17 protein-coding genes are annotated in these 18,256 nt (G+C 56.6%); 3 read left to right on the forward strand and 14 right to left on the reverse strand.

Translation table 11 applies throughout. From position 1 onward, the window contains the following. Positions 1 to 10: 10 nt before the first annotated feature. Entirely contained in the window at positions 11 to 937 is a 927-nt protein-coding gene (locus E5Q11_RS06740; RefSeq protein WP_135802651.1) for a glucosaminidase domain-containing protein, read from the forward strand. 4 nt (positions 938 to 941) lie between these two features. Beyond that, a complete protein-coding gene (locus E5Q11_RS06745) occupies positions 942 to 1,847 on the forward strand; it encodes an acyltransferase (RefSeq protein ID WP_135803357.1) in 906 nt (301 codons plus the stop codon). Here E5Q11_RS06745 and E5Q11_RS06750 read toward each other — a convergent pair. From E5Q11_RS06750 to zapE, 5 genes are all read right to left on the reverse strand, one after another. Further along, the gene (locus E5Q11_RS06750) at positions 1,842 to 4,541 is read right to left on the reverse strand and encodes a LuxR C-terminal-related transcriptional regulator (protein ID WP_191964422.1); all 2,700 of its coding nucleotides are present in this window, start codon (positions 4,539 to 4,541) and stop codon (positions 1,842 to 1,844) included. The genes E5Q11_RS06745 and E5Q11_RS06750 overlap by 6 nt on opposite strands. Before the next feature lie 247 nt (positions 4,542 to 4,788). Then, positions 4,789 to 6,150 (reverse strand): DUF1329 domain-containing protein, encoded by a 1,362-nt coding sequence (locus E5Q11_RS06755; protein WP_135802653.1) that lies wholly within the window; start codon positions 6,148 to 6,150, stop codon positions 4,789 to 4,791. Positions 6,151 to 6,189: 39 nt separating this feature from the next. Further along, the gene (locus E5Q11_RS06760) at positions 6,190 to 8,046 is read right to left on the reverse strand and encodes a DUF1302 domain-containing protein (RefSeq protein ID WP_135802654.1); all 1,857 of its coding nucleotides are present in this window, start codon (positions 8,044 to 8,046) and stop codon (positions 6,190 to 6,192) included. Positions 8,047 to 8,302: 256 nt separating this feature from the next. Beyond that, positions 8,303 to 9,487, reverse strand: a complete 1,185-nt coding sequence (locus E5Q11_RS06765; protein ID WP_135802655.1) for a thiolase family protein — start codon at positions 9,485 to 9,487, stop codon at positions 8,303 to 8,305. Positions 9,488 to 9,512: 25 nt separating this feature from the next. After that, positions 9,513 to 10,610, reverse strand: a complete 1,098-nt coding sequence (gene zapE, locus E5Q11_RS06770; protein WP_135803358.1) for a cell division protein ZapE — start codon at positions 10,608 to 10,610, stop codon at positions 9,513 to 9,515. 130 nt (positions 10,611 to 10,740) lie between these two features. Between zapE and E5Q11_RS06775 the strand changes: the two genes are divergently transcribed. Further along, positions 10,741 to 11,181 (forward strand): Z-ring associated ZapG family protein, encoded by a 441-nt coding sequence (locus E5Q11_RS06775; RefSeq protein ID WP_135802656.1) that lies wholly within the window; start codon positions 10,741 to 10,743, stop codon positions 11,179 to 11,181. Between the two features lie 18 nt (positions 11,182 to 11,199). Here E5Q11_RS06775 and E5Q11_RS06780 read toward each other — a convergent pair whose 3' ends face one another. The 9 genes from E5Q11_RS06780 to mlaD all read right to left on the reverse strand — a co-directional run bounded on the left by E5Q11_RS06780 (position 11,200) and on the right by mlaD (position 18,251). After that, positions 11,200 to 11,943, reverse strand: a complete 744-nt coding sequence (locus E5Q11_RS06780; protein WP_135802657.1) for a Nif3-like dinuclear metal center hexameric protein — start codon at positions 11,941 to 11,943, stop codon at positions 11,200 to 11,202. 37 nt (positions 11,944 to 11,980) lie between these two features. Next, a complete protein-coding gene (gene hisC, locus E5Q11_RS06785; protein ID WP_135802658.1) occupies positions 11,981 to 13,036 on the reverse strand; it encodes a histidinol-phosphate transaminase in 1,056 nt (351 codons plus the stop codon). 13 nt (positions 13,037 to 13,049) lie between these two features. After that, positions 13,050 to 14,357, reverse strand: coding sequence for a histidinol dehydrogenase (gene hisD / locus E5Q11_RS06790; protein WP_135802659.1), 1,308 nt, complete (start codon positions 14,355 to 14,357; stop codon positions 13,050 to 13,052). A gap of 163 nt (positions 14,358 to 14,520) precedes the next feature. Next, complete coding sequence (gene hisG, locus E5Q11_RS06795) at positions 14,521 to 15,165, reverse strand: ATP phosphoribosyltransferase (RefSeq protein WP_135802660.1); 645 nt, start codon at positions 15,163 to 15,165, stop codon at positions 14,521 to 14,523. A gap of 21 nt (positions 15,166 to 15,186) precedes the next feature. Beyond that, entirely contained in the window at positions 15,187 to 16,449 is a 1,263-nt protein-coding gene (murA, locus tag E5Q11_RS06800; protein WP_135802661.1) for a UDP-N-acetylglucosamine 1-carboxyvinyltransferase, read from the reverse strand. Between the two features lie 39 nt (positions 16,450 to 16,488). After that, positions 16,489 to 16,731, reverse strand: a complete 243-nt coding sequence (locus E5Q11_RS06805; RefSeq protein WP_135802662.1) for a BolA/IbaG family iron-sulfur metabolism protein — start codon at positions 16,729 to 16,731, stop codon at positions 16,489 to 16,491. Positions 16,732 to 16,791: 60 nt separating this feature from the next. Continuing rightward, positions 16,792 to 17,103, reverse strand: a complete 312-nt coding sequence (locus tag E5Q11_RS06810) for an STAS domain-containing protein (protein ID WP_135802663.1) — start codon at positions 17,101 to 17,103, stop codon at positions 16,792 to 16,794. Continuing rightward, complete coding sequence (locus E5Q11_RS06815) at positions 17,100 to 17,753, reverse strand: MlaC/ttg2D family ABC transporter substrate-binding protein (protein WP_135802664.1); 654 nt, start codon at positions 17,751 to 17,753, stop codon at positions 17,100 to 17,102. The genes E5Q11_RS06810 and E5Q11_RS06815 overlap by 4 nt, the downstream gene beginning before the upstream one ends. 48 nt (positions 17,754 to 17,801) lie before the next feature. After that, a complete protein-coding gene (gene mlaD / locus E5Q11_RS06820) occupies positions 17,802 to 18,251 on the reverse strand; it encodes an outer membrane lipid asymmetry maintenance protein MlaD (protein ID WP_135802665.1) in 450 nt (149 codons plus the stop codon). Positions 18,252 to 18,256 lie beyond the last annotated feature (5 nt).

The raw sequence follows: 18,256 nt of genomic DNA on the forward strand, positions 1-18,256 counted from the left end.
GAGAGGGTTTATGTCCGCTGGCATCAGGGCGCTATTGCTTGTTTTTCCGCTGGTTGCATTTGCAATCTGGGGCGCCATTCACGTACCGAGTCCCGACAGGGGTATTGGCGGAGCCGGTGAGGACATTACGCTGGATGCGTTACCCTCCCTGCCGCGCTGGGCCGAAGCAGGTCTTCCGGACTTTTCCCGCTTCCAGGACGTCAGCGAAAAGAAAAATGCTTTCTTCTCCTATCTCTACCCTCGCATTGTTCTGGCCAATTCCCGAATTCTGATTGAACGCCAGTACCTGGAAACCTTGAGCCGTAAAGAAACACTGTCGAAATCGGAAACCAGCTGGCTGGAACGCCAGGCCGAACGTCTGCGGGTGGACGAAGATCCAGGCAGCGACGAAATGTTCCGGCGCCTGCGTGCCCGGCTTGATGTTATTCCGCCCTCACTGATCATGGCCCAGGCTGCCAATGAATCTGCCTGGGGCACATCGAGATTTGCCCTGAAGGGCAATAATCTGTTCGGCCAGTGGTGCTTCTCCAAGGGTTGTGGCGTTGTTCCCCAGGGCCGGGAGGAAGGTAAGAACCATGAGGTAGCTGCCTTTTCCTCACCTTACCGCTCAATCACCAGCTATATCCAGAATCTCAACCGCCACCCGGCTTACCAGGAGGTTCGCGATCTGCGCCGGGCAGCCCGGGAGAAAGGGCAGTTTAGCAGTGGCACAGCACTGGCCGCCGGCCTCAGCAGTTACTCCGAAAGGGGCGAGGAATACATCAGCGAAATTCGCAGCATGATTACCTTTAACAAACTTCTGGAATACGACCGCGACTTCCGCAACACCGCGCTGAAGATCAGCGCCAGTGATCTGGTGCAGCTGGCCTCCAGCAGCCAGGAAAAAGCCCTGCTACCCGGCCAGGGTGAACTGGAGCCCGCTACGAACGAGGGATGATTTGATCAAGACGCTTCTACCAGGGCCGGTAAAGGGAGCCCTGGCCATAACGTTGATTCTGCTGAATACGCTGTGGCTGTTTCCGATACTGATTGTTTTTGCGGTTCTGAAGCTGGTCATTCCGGTTCCAGGCGTTCGTAAAGCTTGTACCGTTGTTCTGAACCGGATCGCCTGGCTGTGGATCGGCTTCAATAATCTTCTCGCCGACACGCTTCACCAGGTCACCTGGGATGTGCGAGGGGTCGCCGATCTCCGGAAGGACCAGTGGTATTTTGTGACCTGCAACCACCAGAGCTGGACCGACATCCCGGCAATCCAGCACGTGCTGAACAGCCGGATACCCCTGTTAAAGTTTTTCCTGAAACAGCAGCTGATCTGGGTGCCGTTTCTGGGCATTGCCTGGTGGGCGCTGGATTTTCCGTTCATGCAACGCCACACCAAGGATCAGATTGCCAGAAACCCGAGCCTGAAAGGCCGTGATATTGAAGCCACCCGGGCCGCGTGCGAAAAATTCCGCTTTACCCCGGTGACCATCTTCAATTTTATGGAAGGGACACGCTTCACCCCGGCCAAGCAATCCGCCCAGAAATCCCCTTATCGCCACCTGCTGAAACCCAGGGCTGGCGGAACCGCTTTTGTTCTGGAAGCCATGGGTGATTCCCTGACCACCATGCTGGACGTGACCATTGTGTATCCCGACAGCCGTAAAGGCATCTGGGATTACCTGTGCGGGCGCATTCATCACATCGTGATCGATATCAGGACCCGCGAAATTCCGGGACGATTCCTGGGAATGGACTATCAGAGCAGCCCGAAAGTGAGAGCGGATTTCCAGCGCTGGGTCGGACAGATCTGGCTAGAAAAAGACGCGCGAATAGACGAGCTGCTTCGGGAAACCCGGGGTTTATAGCAACCCAAGCTCTCTGGCCCTGACAATCGCCTGGGTTCTGGATTTTACTTCCAGTTTGGCGTTGATTCTTCGAGCGTGGGTTTTCACCGTGTGCAGCGATATATGCAGCTTGTCTGCGATGTCCTGGTTCGACAGGCCCTGTGCGATTAGTTCCAGCACGCCCTGCTCTCGATCACTGATGGGCTCCGCCAGTTGCGCGGTTTCGACCACCGGGGCGGTCCTGATTCCGTAAACACGCCCGATTTCATCGACGAACGGCAGCCGCGGCAGGTGGGGCCACGCCTTTTCCATCAAAGGTTGCAGCTCCCGCCTCAACTCGGTGAAGGGGCTCAGGTAATGCTCGCCGGCTGCCAAATCAATGGCAGCTGCCAGAGCTTTCTGCCCAGCCGGCATGCCCTTTTGGCGCGACGCGATGACGCTCTCCAGAAGGCGAACATGAAGCTCCAGGCCGAACGGCACCATTTCATGATGCCTGTCACGGATGGCTTTCAGAGTCCGCGCTGCGCATTCGTCCTTCTGGTTTGCCATCTCCAGCCGGGCCTGCAGGCAATCCAGCAGCCCCGGCATCATCGGAAACATGTCAGGAACGCAGTTGGCAGACCGCCAGGGGCCCAGCCGCTCAAGCGCCTGGGTAGCGGCCTCAATCTGGCCAGAAACCAGCCAGGTGCTGCCTTTCAATGCCTCCAGCACCGGGACATAGACCGACGCATCTACCTTCCAGGCCTGCATGGTTCGTTCCGCCCGGCCGATCCAGGTAAAGGCTTCGTCGAGTCTCTCATGTGTCCGACAGATCAGCACCCTAAGAGACATGGCTAACAGCAGGGCCAGATCACGAGTCTGCTCTGCATGGCGGACACAGTTTACCAGCAGTCGGTCGGCTTCCCGTTCCCGGCCCTGGTGCCAGAGCACAATCACCAGGTGCAACTGCAGGCGCACCTCGCCAACCCGGGCAGAGCGTGCGGCCTCGTTGATGGCTGTATCCAGGCCTGTTCTGAGCAGCTGTTCGGCATGGCGCAACGCACCCTTACCCAGTTCTATTCGGGCATGGGCATAAACCGCCAGGGTTTCAGAACCGTTATCCCCGGCTTCTCTGGCCAGACGGGCAGCGTTGCGGTTCGCTTCCCGGGCCTGAGTGAAATTGCCCTGGGCACACATGGCACTGGAACGGACGAGCTCTGTCACCAATCGTCCCTGAGCGGATAGATCCGCCGAAGCCAGAGCCCGATCCGCCACTTCCAGCGCCTCCAGAACCGCCCCCTCACCTCGCAGTATGAACGCCCGCAGGGCATCGACTCGGCCCTGGAGGGCCTGATCCGCCGTCGTCGCAAGGTCGTCAATCAGAGCACGGGCCCGGGCAAACTGCCCACCAATGGCGTGGACCCAGCCATACACAATCTTCAGGCGAGGGCTCTGCTCAAACAGGTCCATGGGCAGGCTCTGCCTCAGCGCCAGCAATGATGCGGTATCCTGGCCGATCAACAGCGCTTCTGAGGCATCTGACGCGATCTGCATGGCCTCATCATGGGCATTGGCCATCAGTGCGTATCTAAGCGCTTCAGGGAACCGGCCCCGGTGATTGAACCAGCGGCTGGCCCTCAGCGCCCTCTCCTCCAGTCCTGCCATTACCGGCGTCTGAAGCCATTCATGAACCAGTGGATTGAACCGGTACCACCGCCCTCTGCCCGGGATCGCGCGCAATGGAATACCTGCCTCTGATGCAGCGGAGGGCCTGAAAGCATGATCACAGGCAGAATCCGCCAGCGCCAGAAACAGTTCGTCAGACACCACGTCCAGCTCTGCCATAATCCTGAGTGAACGCTGCTGGCCCGGAGTCAGTGGAATCAGAACGGCATCCCTGAGAAAACGTTCAACACTGGCCGAATCCTGAATCGGAAGTCTGGATTCCGTCGATTCCTGCAATTCCCTCTGATAGAGGCCAAGAGGTGTCAGCCAGCCCTCGGTCAAAGCGTGCAGATGCTCGATGGTAACGGTGGTCAGCTTCTGGCTGGTGAGGCTGTCGCCGAAAAATTCAAAGGTTTCAGACCGTGTGAGTTCCAGATCTTCGGCGCCCAGGCGCCTGAACCGGCCCGCCAGCTCCAGGGAATGGGTCTCAAACGGCAGTGGCTTGCGCGACACCAGTATCAGCGACAGGTTGGCTGGCGTTTCCACAACCAATTGATGCAATAGCGCGGTAGAGGCCGGATGGGCAATACTGCCGACATTATCGATAACCAGAAAGCGGGAATCTTCCGCACCGGAAGCCGCAACACCTGACAGCAGCACTGACAGCGCATCGGTATAACTCGAGGCATTCTGCTGCCCCCGGAGACGAGTAGTCGCCCTTGAGGTTAAGGCTATTTCGATCAGCGCAAGCAAGCGGCCCGCATCGTTTTCCTGGCCTGTCAGTGATATCCATCTGATCCGATCGGCGCCGGTCTCCGATTCATGGAATGCGGCACAAAGCCCGTGGGATTTGCCAAAACCGGGCGGTGACTCCAGAAAAAGTATTTTGCCAGGCTCACAAGCCTGTCGTATTTTCCCGGTTAATCCGGGCCGGGCCAGATAATCCGCAACCGGGTCTGGCATTCGAACGCGCTGGCGTAATAAATCTTTAACGAGCTCACCCCGATAAGAACCCCCAAGAACAGACTGGAACTCATCGTTGGCGGCACTGCCATCATCAAATGGTTTCACGCTTTGCCCCGTTGAATTCCGGACACCCGGGCATTTTCCCTTCCATCCGGTAAAAAGTAGCTCTGACTGAACAGTCATTGTTGGCGACCGACTACGGGTACGCCTTTAGTATGAGTAGAGGAAGGTTAAACCAAGAATGGGTCGGGCTGCAAAAAAGACTCGGAACCACAACGAAAAAAGGCGAGCCGTAGGCTCGCCTTTAATTTCAAACCATCGCGCAGCTCAGGACCGCGCGATGTACGTCTGACTAGCGGGTACCCGCACGGCGCAGTGCCGAAGGCGTGTACTCGCGTGACCGACGCTCTACACCGAAGGTGTACGGCTCGGGCTCTTCGTTGGTCAGACCAAGCACCAGGTAACGGCCAGACAACAGATCGTACAGGGTCTCGATCGCATACCAGGGCACAATCTGGTCGTAGAACTGCAGGGCATGGGCTTCAGCAACACGCCAGAGTTCACCACGGCCGTCATAGTGATCAATCACTGATGCCTGCCAGGTGTCTTCGTCAAGATAGAAATCACGCTGCGCGTAAATATGACGCTCGCCATCTTTCAGGGTTGCGCGCACATGCCATACGCGGTGCAGCTCGTAGCGCGTGTAATTCTGCTCGATGTGGCCGGCCTTGATGATCTGGTCATAGCTCAGATCCCGGTCCAGCAACTTGTAGGAGTTGTAAGGAATATACATCTCCTTCTTACCCAACAGTTCCCAGTTGTAGCGATCCGGCGCACCGTTGAACATGTCGAAGTTGTCTGAGGTACGCATACCATCTGCTGCGGTACCCGGTCCGTCATAGGCTACCTGAGGAGCGCGACGAACACGGCGCTGACCGGCGTTGTATACCCACGCACGGCGTGGCTCTGCAACCTGGTCAATGGTTTCGTGAACCAGCAGCACGTTACCCGCAAGGCGGGCTGGCGCAGTAATGGCCTGCTTGAAGTAGAACAGTACGTTGGGGTCCTCGCCTGGCTCGTAATCCGCCAGGTAGGTGCGCCAGGTCAGCTCGTCCTGAAACTTCACAACACTGAAATCGCCGCTTTCGGTCGGTGTAACCTGACCGACGTTCCGCATAACGGAACCGCCGCGATAACGGGTGATGTGGTTCCAGATTACCTCAAGGCCGTTCTGCGGAATCGGGAAAGGAGTCGCGGTCTGGTAATCACCAAGACCGTTACCATCCTTGATCAGGTCGACCGTTGTCGCGTTTGCCATGGTGTCCTGCATGACATCTTCCGGATAGGCCGCGGTACGGTGTGTCGGGTACACAGGCATTTTGTAATCCGGGTAGCGCTTGATCATTGCGATCTGGCCGGGTGACAAATTGTCGGCGTATTCATCAACGTTGCTCTGGTCGATGGTGAACTTCGGCTGCTCGTCCGGGAAAGGATTCACATAGATACCGTCGTTCTTGTAACCGGCCGGAGGAGTTGTCAGGCCGCCGTCCCATGCCGGAATCTCGCCGCCATTGCCGGCTTTCTCCGCACCCATCGGGGTGAGCGTATCGCCCAGTTTCGCAGCTTCGCTCTCCGACACCGCGCTGTAGGCGTTGCCGGCGAACATGACTGCCGACAGAATGCCGGTAGCCAATAGTGTCTTGTTCAGTTTCATTTAAGTTACCTCGTTAAACTATTTCAGGCACATTCGGGTTTAGAACGAGTAGGACACGCTCGCACTGACGAAGTCTCTGTCGGTCAACTCGTTGAACGGTTCGCCGTCCATGAAGTTGGTGTAGCCGATGTTACCTGTAATCTTGTTCTGGTAAACACCCTGAAGGGAGATACCAACAGACTTCCTGTCTTCGATAAAGTTTCCTGCCGGCTGCGGCGCGTAACCCTCGACGTCGTGACTGAAGGCCAGCTGCGGCTGCAGGTTTATACCAGCAATGGCGTTCGGGTAATCCCAGACGAGTCGAGCTCGATAACCCCACGAGAAAGAAGTCGTGTAACCTTCGTTGTTACAGTAACTTGTGTTCGCGTTGGCGCCAGCACCGCCAAGGATATCCGAGCCCGTGAAACAGGCGTCAGCTCCCGATGCGCGGGGAATAGTACCGACCCCGAAGGTGCCCGACCGACCATAGCGAGCTTCATCGTAACCCGGCAGGTCGTGAACATAGGTACCGCCAATTTCCGACACGAATGACATACGGCTGGCACCCATGACCTGGTCAAAGAACTTGATCAGTGTCATCTGCGCCTGAGATACGTTGTACCTGTCGTAGCCATCCACTTCCTGATTACTCAAGGCACCCGCGCCGAGCGGAACACCGGCTTCCTGCTCACGCTTGATCTGCAGCAAGCTGAGAGGGCCTTCAGAATCGATAATCTGCAAACCACCCAGAATCAGCTCAAACGAGCTCCACTGGACCGGTACATTTTCGCGGAAGCTGTACTCAGCACCCAGAGACCATCCGCCTGGGGTGGTGGTGTTGATACTGATGCCGTAGAGATCGATGTTTTCCGGATACTCAATGTAATAATTGGCAATGTCGCCGGTGCCAGAGCCCAGCGTGCCACTGACCAGAGGCAGACGGCTATTGTACTTTATGTAGTAAAAGCCAAGCTCGGAGTCATTCAGTGCCGGGACATACCAGCGCATGGCGACACCAAACTGATCCTTGCTGTCAGCGTCTTTATCTGGCGCCCTCATTGCAAGGCCGGCACCATTATCGAGGTAAAACTCCTGCGGCTGGGCGCTAGCCAGGATGACAGGACCACACCCGTCTGCCGCGAAGTCGTTAGTGGAGAAGAATGTGCCGCAGTCGTCTGGCTTTACCGGTTCCCAGTCAGTCTGGACGAAGGCTTCAAGGGTAATGTTCTGGGTAACACCTGCGGAAATGTAGAACATTTCAACAGGTAAAAGGGCGTCCTTCAGTTCGGCGCCAGGTGCACGGAACGCGGGAACATCAATCGGGTTGATGGTATTGATACCGCCCTGGATAAACGTACTCTCACCCCAGCTAACAACCTGTTTGCCGTAACGAATGCTGACGGGGACATTGCCGAAATACCAGTCCGAAAAAACGTAGGCGTCAAGCAGATCGGCACCAGAAGCATTGTCTTTTGCGTCGTCGTTTAACTCCCGGCGTTCACGTGACTCGTCTTTCAGCTCGAAGTCGTAGTAATAACGACCACGGACAAAGGCACCGACTCGAGTCAGTACATCGCTATCGACGTTGTAGTTCAGAAACAGATCTGATCGGCCCTGAACCACTTTGGAGACGGTGTCGCCCTGATCAAAGTTGAGGTTGCCGTCGTCAAAGTTATTGGATGATGCGCCCTGGTTTGTTCCCACGAACTGCGGCCCGAGGTTGCCCTGAGCAATCAGACGATCCTGACGTTCCTTGGTCCGCCAGGTGGCGCCTGCAGAAAGGGTCGTATCCAGAGACGCTTCCACATCCCCGATATAGAATGAATAGGCAGACGCCTGGCCGGACATACCGGCGGCTACTGCGACGGCCAGCGGCAATTTGACCCACTGCTGCCATTGGTTTGTTTTTCTTGTCATTGGAAGGCTACTCCATTGTTGTTCTGAGTCGCTGCTCTTGTTTATTGGTATTCACGATGTTTGGAGGCTTCATGCACAGTGCTCGTGATGATGGCACTATAGCTAACGCCATCGGGCGCTTTGATCAGTCAAAAGTATGATTTTACGATTACACCCCTCTCAACGGCAGGTTCCCGGTCGCACCGGTTCAATATAGTCAACAAATCCCGTTGCAACCAGCCGTTGGAGAGGGGTTATGCAAATCAACCTGCTGGGCTTACAGCATTTCAATGGCCATGGCAGTGGCTTCGCCGCCGCCGATGCACAGTGCCGCAACGCCCTTCTTCTTGCCGTAATGTTTAAGGGAATGCATCAGTGTTACCAGCAGGCGCGAGCCGGTTGAGCCCACCGGATGACCCTGTGCACAGGCCCCGCCATGAACGTTCACTTTTTCAGGATCCAGACCCAGTTCGCGGATTGGCATCATCGCAACCATTGCGAAAGCTTCATTAATCTCGAACAGGTCTACGTCGTCTTTAGTCCAGCCAGTTTTAGCAAACAGGGTTTCAATGGCACCCACAGGCGCACAGGTAAATTCTGATGGATGCTGGGATTGGGTGCTGTGTGCAACAATGCGCGCCAGAGGCTTGAGCCCACGCTTTTCCGCTTCCGATTCCCGCATCAGAACCAGGGCCGAGGCTCCATCTGAAATAGAGGAAGCGTTGGCGGCGGTTACCGTACCATCCTTCTTGAAGGCCGGCCGCAGGCTCGGGATTTTCTCGATATTGGCATTGAACGGCTGCTCGTCGTGTTCCACCACCACATCGCCCTTTCGGGATTTGACGGTGACCGGGATGATCTCATCTTTCAGCAGCCCCTGCTCAATGGCGGACTTTGCGCGCTTGAGGGACTGGATGGCGTAAGCATCCATATCTTCACGGCTGTAGCCTTTCTGGTCAGCCATATCCTGGGCGAAGGAGCCCATCAGTCGGCCGGTTTCAGCGTCTTCCAGGCCGTCCAGAAACATATGGTCCTGTGCCGCATCACCCGGGCCCATTCGATACCCTTTCCGGGCGTTCAGCAGCAGATAGGGGGCGTTGGACATGCTCTCCATACCGCCAGCGACCATCACATCATTGGTACCCGCCTTGATCAGGTCGTGGGCAAACATGGCGGCTTTCATGCCGGAGCCACAAAGCTTGTTGATGGTGGTAGCACCGGTGCTGTCAGGCAGCCCTGCCTGGCGCATGGCCTGACGGGCGGGGCCCTGCTTGAGACCAGCGGGCAGCACGTTACCCATGATCACTTCCTGAACGTCTGCAGGCTGCAGGCCGGCACGGCGAATCGCTTCAGCAATGCTGATGGCGCCCAGCTCAGGGGCGGAAACCGCCGCCAGGCTACCCTGGAAGCCGCCCATGGGGGTACGTACACCACTGACAATTACAACGTTATCACTGCTCATTCTGAAACCTCTTTTCTCGTTTAAATCAGGCCTTGTGCGGCGCTTCCAGGTATTCCCGGGACTGCATTTCCAGCAGTCGCGATTCAGTGCGTTCAAACTCGAAGGCCAGGCGGCCGCCGGTGTAGAGGTCGGTGATCGCCGCCTCCGCCGACAGGATGACCTTGACGTTGCGGTCGTAGAATTCGTCGATCAGATTGATGAAGCGTCGCGCCTGATCCTCGTTGTTCTTTCCCATCACCGGGACATTGCTGATGATGACCGCATGAAATTCCCGCGCCAGCTCGATGTAATCGTTCTGGCTCCGAGGGCCGTCACAGAGCGTCCTGAAATCAAACCAGACCACGTCGTCAGCGTGGCTGAGAGCCGTCAGCTTGCGGCCGTTAATCTCCAACTCGAGGCTATGACTTCCCCCTTCCAGAGCGAGGCTATCAAAGCTTTTCTGAAGACTGACGTCCGAATCGTCATCCAGCGGATAGTGAAAAAGCTCCGCCTGCTCCAGCGTTCGCAGCCGGTAATCGACGCCGCCGTCCACATTCACCACATCGGTGTGTTTCTTTACCAGCTCAATGGCCGGCAGGAAGCGGGCGCGCTGCAGACCATCCTTGTAAAGGCCGTCTGGCACAATGTTGGATGTACAGACCAGGGTGACACCGCGACTGAAAAGGCCGTCCATCAGCGTGGCCAGTATCATCGCATCGCCGATGTCGGAGACAAAAAACTCGTCGAAGCAGATAACCCGCGCCTCATCACCAAACTTTTTCGCAACAATATCCAGCGGATTCTTTTCACCTTTCAGAGCCTTGAGTTCCTTGTGGACCCGTTGCATAAAGCGGTGGAAGTGAACCCGCATTTTGCGGTCAAACGGCAGGGCTTCGTAAAAAGTGTCCATCAGGTAGGTCTTGCCGCGGCCCACACCGCCCCAGAAGTACAGGCCCTTGACCGGAGTCTCCCGGCCCTTCTTCATCTTCAGACGAAGTTTGACCAATGGCTTATCCCGCTCACTTTCCGCCACGACCAGTTTGTCGTACAGTGACTGCAAACGACGCACGGCATCTTCCTGAGCGGAGTCGCGATGAAATTCCGGGCGTTCCAGATCTTTCTGGTAGCGTTCAATCGGTGTCATGCTAGTGCTTTTCTGAACGTTCATGGATGCAGATCCCGGTTTGGGGTCGTTAATATCGGCGGCGTATTGTGGCCGATTTTGCAAATTGTCGCCACGTTGCGGCGGATTCGATAAAAGGATGAAGTGAACTATGAATAACCTGATTCTGGCAGCCATAGCCGCACTGATTGTCGGCCTGATCATTGGCGTACTGATTGGCCGCTCCGGCCAGGGGTCTACGCTCAGGCAGCGTCGGGCAGAACAGCAGATTGAAGAAATCAGGAACGAATACACCCGCTATCAGGCGCAGGTCAATGAACACTTTATGGAATCGGCCCATCTGCTGCGCCGTTTCAACGACACCTACCGGGACGTGAACCAGCACATGGCCCGGGGCGCGAACAGGCTGTGCAACGATGAGGAATGGCTGCACGAACTGGAGCAGGAAAACGCCCGCGACCGCCTTGAAGGCAGCTCATCCGACGGCGACAACGCCGAACCCCCGAGAGACTACGCCCCCAAAAGTGACCCAGAAGAGAAAGGCACCCTGGCGGAAGATTTCGGTATGCCGGAAAAACAGAAGCAGTCCTGATTAAAACGTCCTCGACCACTACACCGGGTTATCGCAGTCGATAAACCGGTGCTCTACCCCGAATACCCTTTCAAGCGCACTACCGAGCGCCTGTACCCCGTAACGCTCGGTAGCGTGATGTCCCGCCGCAAAATAATGAATGCCGCATTCCCGCGCCGTGTGCGTGGTGGGCTCTGAGATCTCGCCGCTGATATAGGCGTCCAGACCGGCCTCCAGCGCTTTATCAATAAATCCCTGGGCGGCGCCGGTACACCAGCCGACCCTGGAAATAGTGTCTGAACCAGTGCCGACATGCAGCGGCGGTCGGCTCAGAGCCTTGGCAATCCGCTGTTCCAGTTCCGCCGGCGTCAGTGGTGATTCTAGCTCACCCTGCCACACCAGGCCATCGAGCGGGCGCGGGTTCTGGATACCCAACACGTCAGCAAGCTGGCGGTTATTGCCATATTCCGGGTGATCATCCAGCGGCAGGTGATAAGCCACCAGATTGATGTCGTGCTCCAGCAGCAGCCGGATGCGCTCGCGCTTCATGCCACGAATTGCCTGGTCTTCGCCTTTCCAGAAATAGCCGTGGTGGACCAGAATCATATCCGCGTCCGCCTCAATCGCAGCGTCAATCAGCGACCGGGAAGCGGTAACTCCACTGATGATACGGCTAACCTCATCCGAACCTTCCACCTGCAGTCCGTTCGGGCAGTAGTCCTTGAAGTCATCAGGCGACAGCCATTGGGTCAGCGTGTTGAGAATCTCGGTTCTGGAGGCCACGGGTAATCTCCCATTCGGACTGAATGTCGATTTGCGTTCAGACCAGACCGGTCAGCACTTCAATCAGGCGCTTGTTCTGGTCTGCTGTGCCGGTGGTAATGCGAAGGAAATCGTCGATCCGCGCCTTGTTGAAGTGACGCACGATTACGCCCTGATCCCGCAGACCTCTGGCGAGGGACTCGCCGGAATGGTCGGGATGACGTGTAAAGACAAAATTGGCTTTGGATGGAAGCACTTCAAATCCCAGGGCTTCCAGTTTGCTGGTCACCCAGTCCCGCTCACCGATCACGCCTTCGCAGGTCGCCTTGAACCAGCTGTCGTCTTCAAACGCCGCGACCGCACCGGCCAGCGCCAGGCGGTCCAGCGGATAAGAATTGAAGCTGTTCTTGACCCGGTTCAGGGCCTCGATCAGGTCCGGATGACCCACCGCAAAGCCGACTCGAAGCCCTGCCAGTGACCGGGCTTTGGACAGGGTCTGGCTGACCAGCAGGTTCGGGTATTTATCCACCAGGGTAATCGCCGATTCACCACCGAAATCCACATAAGCTTCGTCAATCACCACCACACGGTCCGGGTTGGCGGCTACAATCGCTTCAACCTTCGAAAGCTCAAGAAAGCGACCGGTCGGCGCATTCGGATTGGGGAAAATCACACCGCCATTGGGTTGGGCGTAGTCATCCGGATTGATCTCGAAGGACTCGGTTAAAGGGATTGTCTTGCCCTCAATACCATAGAGCCCGCAGTAAACCGGATAGAAACTGTAGGTAATGTCCGGGAACAGCACCGGCTGACCGTGCTGGAACAGACCGTAGAAAATATGGGCCAGCACCTCATCGGAGCCGTTGCCCAGGAAAACCTGATCCTGATTCAGCCCGTGGTAGCGGGCGATCGCGTCTTTCAGCGCCTCCCCTTCCGGGTCTGGATACAAACGGAGGTTATCGTTCAGCTCGGCACGAATGGCATCGACCACTTTCGGGGACGGCCCAAAGGGGTTTTCGTTGGTATTCAGCTTGACCAGATTCGCCATCTTTGGCTGCTCACCCGGAACATAGGGCACCAGGTCATTCACCAATGGGCTCCAGAACTTACTCATAGTTGCAGCCCTTTCAGTCTTTAACGCGGTATTCCGCAGAACGTGCGTGTGCGGTCAGCCCCTCGCCCCGGGCCAGAACAGACGCAACACGGCCCATTCTGTCGGCACCCGGCGCGGTGAAGCCGATAATGGAAGAACGCTTCTGAAAATCGTAAACCCCTAGCGGCGAGGAAAAACGCGCCGTTCCACTGGTAGGCAAGACGTGATTCGGCCCCGCGCAGTAATCACCCAGTGCCTCGGCGGTATAACGCCCCATGAAAATCGCACCGGCGTGGCGGATGTCTTCAAGCATCTCGTTCGGATTCTCCACAGACAGCTCCAGGTGCTCCGGCGCTATCCGGTTGGAAACCGCAGCCGCCTCTTTCAGATCCGCCACCTGAATCAACGCCGCCCGGTCCGTCATGGACGTGCGGATAATGTCTGCACGCTCCATGGTAGGTAGCAACGCGTTAATGCTCTTCTCCACCGCATTCAGGAAATCTCCGTCCGGGCTGATCAGAATCGACTGGGCCTGCTCATCGTGCTCCGCCTGGGAAAACAGATCCATGGCAATCCAGTCCGGATCTGTCTGGCCATCGCAGATCACCAGAATCTCCGACGGGCCGGCGATCATATCGATACCGACGGTGCCAAACACTTCCCGTTTGGCGGTTGCCACAAAAATATTGCCTGGCCCGACAATTTTATCGACAGCAGGAACCGTTTCAGTGCCATAAGCGAGCGCACCAACCGCCTGGGCTCCGCCCAGACAGAACACCCGATCGACACCAGCGATGGCGGCCGCAGCCAGAACCATGTCGTTCACGACACCATCCGGAGTAGGTACAACCATAATCACTTCGCTAACTCCGGCGACCTTGGCCGGAATCGCATTCATCAGAACAGAAGACGGGTAGGCTGCTTTACCACCGGGCACATAAAGCCCTGCCCTATCCAGCGGCGTCACCTTCTGGCCCAGTACAGTTCCGTCCTGATCCTCATACTGCCAGGACTTCTGATTCTGGCGTTCATGATAGTCACGCACACGGTCAGCGGCCTTTTCAAGGGCGATGCGCTGATCCTCAGGAATCGCGTTCAGCGCCTGTTGCAAACGTTCCTGGCTGATCTCCAACTCGGCTACAGAACCAACTTTCAGCCGATCAAACTTCTCGGTAAATTCCAGAACCGCCGCATCACCCCGGGTTTTCACCTGATGCAGGATATGACGAACCGACTCGTTCACTGACTGATCCACACTATCGTCCCATGCCAGCAAGCGCGCTAGCTCAGAATCGAAGTCGTTCTGGGAAGCATTGAGTCTGGTAATGCTGATATCGGTCATTTCTTGGTCCTGAGTCTCACTTGGGTAAGCCCGGCGATGATGAGTAATGGCGGTTGGAGAACTACTGGTTGAAAAACGCTCCTTACGGCACATCCCTGTGACGCTTGGGCTCCGCCATCCATGGCTCCGCACATTTTCAACCAGTAGTTCTCCAACCGCCTGCCTAGCTCTGTTTACGCTTTTCTACAGCGGCTGCCATTTTTTCAATTATGGGGTTAAGGCCTTGGTGTTTCATCTTCATGGAGGTTCGGTTTACCACCAATCGGCTACTTATATGCTCAATCAGCTCTCTGGCCTCCAGCCCATTGGCTTTGAGCGTGTTGCCGGTATCTACAATATCAACGATTTCATCGGCCAGATTCAGAATCGGAGCTAATTCCATTGCACCATAGAGCTTGATAATGTCCGCCTGACGACCTTGGGCCGCATAATAACGGCGCGCAAGGTTTACGAATTTAGTAGCAACCCGGATTCGACCCGGCGGTGTTGGCTGGCCTTTCAATCCTGCCGTCATTAACCGACACCGGGAAATATTCAGATCCAGCGGCTCGTAGAGCCCTTCACCACCATGCTCCATCAGTACGTCTTTGCCGGTCACACCCAGGTCTGCGCCGCCATACTGAACATAGGTCGGCACGTCCGTCGCCCGTAAAACCAGAATACGGACGCTCGGGTCCGTGGTTGGAAACACCAGCTTACGGGATTTCTTTACATCGTCGACCAGCTCAATCCCCGCCTCTTTCAGCAGCGGCAGGGTTTCATCAAGAATTCGGCCCTTCGACAAGGCAATGGTGATGGAATCGGTCATGCTCTGTTCCGGTCAGTGTCTTTAAGCTGGCAGCCGGCGGATACTCGCGCCCAGCAATTGCAGCTTCTCTTCAATACATTCGTAGCCACGGTCGATGTGGTAAATACGATCCACAACGGTATCGCCGTCGGCCACAAGGCCCGCGATAACCAGGCTGGCTGAAGCCCGCAGGTCGGTAGCCATGACCGGCGCGCCAGTGAGATGGTCCACACCTTTGATGATCGCGGCATTGCCTTCGAGGGTGATGTCAGCGCCCATGCGAATCAGTTCCTGTAGGTGCATGAAGCGGTTTTCGAAGACCGTTTCAACAATGGTGCCGGAGCCCTCTGCGACGGCGTTCATCGCCGCGAACTGCGCCTGCATATCCGTGGGGAATGCGGGGTAAGGCGCCGTGCGGATGCTGACGGCTTTCGGCTGCTTGCCCTTCATGTCCAGGGAAATCCAGTCCTTGCCGGTTTCGATCTCGGCACCTGCTTCCTGGAGTTTGAGCAAAACCGCTTCCAGCAGATCCTCACGGGTGTCTTTCAGCTTTACTTTGCCGCGGGTGGCCGCAGCGGCAACCAGATAGGTGCCGGTTTCGACCCGGTCCGGCAGCACGTTGTAGTGGCAACCGTGCAGGCGTGGCACGCCGTTGATCTCGATGGTCGCGGTGCCATGGCCCTTGATATCTGCCCCCATGGCGATCAGGCATTCCGCCAGGTCCACCACTTCCGGTTCGCGAGCGGCGTTTTCGAGGATGGTTTTACCATCCGCCAGGGCCGCCGCCATCATCAGGTTTTCAGTACCGGTCACGGTGACCGTATCCAGGAATATGTGAGCGCCCTTCAGGCGGCCGTTGGTTTTAGCCTTGATGTAGCCATTCTCAACGGTAATCTCGGCGCCCATGGCTTCCAGGCCGTGAATGTGCAGGTTCACCGGGCGGCTACCAATGGCACAGCCGCCGGGCAAAGACACTTCGGCCTCGCCAAAATGCGCCACCAGCGGGCCCAGCACAAGAATCGACGCGCGCATGGTTTTGACCAGTTCATAGGGCGCGTGGAAGTGCTTGATGGTATTGGCGTGAACTTCAACGCTCATTTTCTCATCTATCATCAGTTCAACGCCCATGCGGCCCAGCAGCTCGATCATGGTGGTGACGTCATTCAGGTGCGGCAGGTTGCCAACGGTCACAGGCTCATCCGCCAGCAACGTTGCGGCCAGAATCGGAAGCGCAGCGTTCTTGGCTCCGGAAATCCGGATTTCGCCAGACAATGGCTTTCGGCCTCTGATCAGAAGTTTATCCACGGTAGAATCCTGTTGTTGTTGGGACGGTTGTCAGGACGTTCAGCCCTGACGGGCAGCCCATTCAGCTGGGGTGAATGCTTTCGGGTGCAGGGCATGAATGGTGCCATCCATGACGTGTTTGAACAGCGCCTTATTGATCATCTGCTGCCGTTTGATGGTTGGCAGGCCTTCAAACACCTCGCCCACCACAACGACGAGATAGTGGTTACCATCAACCTGAACCTGTACTTCGCAGTCCGGCAATGCTTCTTTAACCAGCTCGACGACTTCGGCGGATTCCATAAATATTCCTCGGGCGTTTGTGAACCAAGAGCGGGATTGTAACCAATTAAGGACGCTGGGTCAGCTATGGGATAGACCGGGCAGGTGCTCGTCAAGACCGCTCAGTGCCGCCAGGGACCGCAGGCGCTCTCCGGCGCCCTCCACCCTGAGCACCTGATTGCGCGAGCGCGCCAGGCGCGCCCAGCAAAGCAACAGTGAGAGCACCACGCTGTGCGCGGCACCCAGGCGGGACAGATCGACAGTGATGTCCTGGTCGAGCCCGGCGATCAGCCGCTCGCCCTCGCTGCGGATGCCACCGACATTCGCCGGGCCAATATCGCCACTGAGCTTGAGGCAGTCACCTTCAAGCTCCAGCCGGGGCGGCTGACTCACGACTTGTTAACTTCCTGCTCAAGATTGAGGGATTCAATGGCGTCACCCCAGCCATCAATCACCTTCTGGACTTCACCGCGGTTCTGTTCCATCTCCTGAGTGAAGCGGTCACGGAATGCCAGGCCAATGTTTACGCCCTCGACAATCACGTTTTCCATCATCCACTGGCCTTCATTCGTTCTGTACATGGAATAGGTGACCGGGTAACGGTTGCCCGACGCACTGATAACTTCCATCTGGACCGACGCCCGGCCCTGGTTCTCGGGATTGATAAACGCTTCTTTCACTTCAATCTCAAAATCCTCTGCGCTCACCAACGCCTGGGCATAACTATCGAACAGGCTGCGCTTGAACTTCACAACGAACTCATCCCGCTGCTCCGGTGTGCTCTGGCGGGCATACCGTCCCATTACCCGGGCGGCGATGCGGCGGAAATCAACAAAGTCGCTGAGCTCTTCGTCCATGCTGGCGTAAAAGGCCTCTGGGTCTTCATCGTAAAGCCCTTTCTCTGCATTCAGCTTGTCCACCAGTTCCTGAGTGTTGCGATCAACGTACTGCCGCAGCTCTTCCTCTGTCTCTGCACTGGCCTGCACTGAAGCTCCAAACAGCAGAATTGTCAGGGCCACAAGGCCAGTTCTGAATGCGATCATCAATATCTCCTATAAAACTCTGATTGCCCCGGAAATCACCAGAGCCGTCTACTGACCAGATGCAAAATTGGAAATCAGCCGCTCAAGATTCATGGCTGACTGAGTCGAATAAAAAGTGTCGCCGTCGGACAGCGATTCCATGTCGCCACCAACCGATACGTCAATATACTGTTCACCCAACAATCCAGATGTACGTATAACTGCTGCACTGTCTGCCGGAATGTTATCAACGCTGGTGCTCACATCGATGACGACCCGGGCCTGAAAGGTTTCCCGGTTCAGCGAAATTTCGCGGATACTGCCGATGGTTACCCCTGCCATGGAAACCCGCGCGCGCGGGGCAAGGCCACCGGCGTCATTAAAATTGGCGTAGAGCGTGTAAGAATCCTCGGACGATTTGGGCGTCAGCCCGCTGACCTGCAGCGCCAGAAAAAGCAGCGCGGCTATGCCAGCCAGCATGAAAAGCCCCACTACCAGGTCCGACTTCCGTTGTGCCATGAGTT

It is taken from the genome of Marinobacter confluentis, assembly GCF_004785685.1.
GTDB lineage: Bacteria > Pseudomonadota > Gammaproteobacteria > Pseudomonadales > Oleiphilaceae > Marinobacter > Marinobacter confluentis.

Excerpts from the sequence above, each read along its gene's own strand:
- E5Q11_RS06740 (WP_135802651.1), top strand. The coding sequence starts at position 11 with ATGTCCGCTGGCATCAGGGCGCTATTGCTTGTTTTTCCGCTGGTTGCA.
- E5Q11_RS06755 (WP_135802653.1), bottom strand. The coding sequence starts at position 6,150 with ATGAAACTGAACAAGACACTATTGGCTACCGGCATTCTGTCGGCAGTC.
- E5Q11_RS06760 (WP_135802654.1), bottom strand. The coding sequence starts at position 8,046 with ATGACAAGAAAAACAAACCAATGGCAGCAGTGGGTCAAATTGCCGCTG.
- E5Q11_RS06765 (WP_135802655.1), bottom strand. The coding sequence starts at position 9,487 with ATGAGCAGTGATAACGTTGTAATTGTCAGTGGTGTACGTACCCCCATG.
- zapE (WP_135803358.1), bottom strand. The coding sequence starts at position 10,610 with ATGACACCGATTGAACGCTACCAGAAAGATCTGGAACGCCCGGAATTT.
- E5Q11_RS06775 (WP_135802656.1), top strand. The coding sequence starts at position 10,741 with ATGAATAACCTGATTCTGGCAGCCATAGCCGCACTGATTGTCGGCCTG.
- hisC (WP_135802658.1), bottom strand. The coding sequence starts at position 13,036 with ATGAGTAAGTTCTGGAGCCCATTGGTGAATGACCTGGTGCCCTATGTT.
- hisD (WP_135802659.1), bottom strand. The coding sequence starts at position 14,357 with ATGACCGATATCAGCATTACCAGACTCAATGCTTCCCAGAACGACTTC.
- hisG (WP_135802660.1), bottom strand. The coding sequence starts at position 15,165 with ATGACCGATTCCATCACCATTGCCTTGTCGAAGGGCCGAATTCTTGAT.
- E5Q11_RS06805 (WP_135802662.1), bottom strand. The coding sequence starts at position 16,731 with ATGGAATCCGCCGAAGTCGTCGAGCTGGTTAAAGAAGCATTGCCGGAC.
- E5Q11_RS06815 (WP_135802664.1), bottom strand. The coding sequence starts at position 17,753 with ATGATCGCATTCAGAACTGGCCTTGTGGCCCTGACAATTCTGCTGTTT.
- mlaD (WP_135802665.1), bottom strand. The coding sequence starts at position 18,251 with ATGGCACAACGGAAGTCGGACCTGGTAGTGGGGCTTTTCATGCTGGCT.